Genomic DNA, 1,663 nt, shown 5'->3' with positions numbered 1-1,663 from the left:
CAACCCCCACACCGCCGACCACGCCAGATCCGACACCACCGAACCCGGCCCGACACCCACCGCACCCCGCGTCACCACCACCAACCGCGAGGCGGCGAACCGCTCGTCGCCCAACCACTCCCGCACCACCGACAGCACTCCGGAAGCTGCGGCATGCACCCGCTCGGCCAATCGCCCGTCGTGGTCGGTGTCGTCCTGCGACGACCCGGCCCCGCACGGCAGCAGGACGACATCCGGTACCCGGCTCCCCGCGTCGATGGCCGCGCCGAGCGCCGCGAGATCCTGGTGTACGACCGGCGGCCCTGCGGCCGATTCCGCGCCGATCGCGGCGAGTACGGCCCATTCCTCCGGCAGCGACTCGCCCCCCGGGACAGCCGGGGAAGGCACCCAGTCGACGTGGAACATGCTCCGGTCACGGTCGCCCCGCGTGTCCTGGAACTCCTCGATCGAGACCGGCCGGACCACCAGCGAATCGACGGTCAGTACCGACCGCCCCGCCTGGTCGGCCAGTTCGACCGCGACCTCGTCCGGGCCGAGATGTGTCAGCCGTACCCGCAGAGCGGTCGCGCCGGTCGCGGTCAGGGACACGCCTGCCCAACGGCTCGGCAGCCGCAGGCGTCCGGCCGCGCCGTCACCGAGGGCGATGCCGTGCAATGCGGCGTCCAGCAGGGCCGGATGGATGCCGAATCGGGACGGACTCTCCTCGTTCGCGGGCAGCGCGACCTCGGCGTAGGTGTCCTCGCCGACGCGCCAGGCCTTCGACAGGCCCCGGAAGAGGCCCTCGTAGCCGTGGCCGGCCTCGGCGAGGCCGTCGTAGAAACCGTCGAGGTCGATCGGCTGTGCGCCGGCGGGCGGCCAGACCGCGAACTGCCCGGCCGCCCGGCCTGCGCCGGTTGCCAGTACGGCGGTGGCGTTTCGTATCCAGGGCTCGGTGGCATCCGCGTCGGCCGCTCGGGAGTGGATGCTCAGGTCGTACGTCCCGACGTCCGCCGACTCGTCCACGCGGATTTGGATGCGTACCGCGCCCTGGTCCGGCACGCGCAGCGGGGCTTCCAAGAGGAGTTCTTCCAGCCGGTCGCAGCCCACCTCGTCCGCGGCGCGGATCGCCAGTTCGGCCATGGCAGCGCCGGGGAGCAGTACCGAGCCGGCAACCCGGTGGCCGCTCAGCCACGGGTGCGCGGCCGACGAGAGCGATCCGGTGAGGACCAGGCCGTCGGAGTCCGCCAGCCGCAACGCGGCGCCGAGCAGCGGGTGATCGGCCGTTGTCAGACCGACCGAGCCGAGGTCGCCCGCGGTCGAACCGGCGGTCGCCGGCCAGTACCGCCGGCGCTGGAAGGCGTACGTCGGCAGGTCCACCGGCCCGGCGCCGCGGACGTTCGGCAACGGTCGCCAGTCGACCGACAGGCCCACGGCGAACGCCTCGGCGAGCGCCGAGGTGAAGCGGTCCGGACCACCCTCACCTCGGCGCAGCGTGCCCAGGGACACCGCTCGGGACTCGGCGGACTCGATGGTGTCCACGATCGAGCCGGTCAGGACGGGGTGCGCGCTGACCTCGATGAAGGTGTCGGAGCCCTGGCTCAGGAGGAGGCGGATCGTCTCCTCGAAGCGGACCGTCCGGCGAAGGTTGGTGTACCAGTAGGTGGCGTCCAGCGCGGTGGTCTGC

The 1,663-nt window shown here is 72.8% G+C and carries 1 protein-coding gene; it reads right to left on the bottom strand.

The window, feature by feature from the left end; all coding sequences use genetic code 11:
• The coding region (locus ACIRL2_RS51380; protein ID WP_402242720.1) for a polyketide synthase dehydratase domain-containing protein at positions 1-1,663 on the bottom strand (1,663 nt) is incomplete at both ends.

Origin of the sequence: Embleya sp. NPDC127516 (assembly GCF_044765325.1) — a bacterium.
Lineage (GTDB): Bacteria > Actinomycetota > Actinomycetes > Streptomycetales > Streptomycetaceae > Embleya.
The sequence above is the reverse complement of the archived record's forward strand: the minus strand, read 5'-3'. Positions and strand labels throughout refer to the sequence as shown.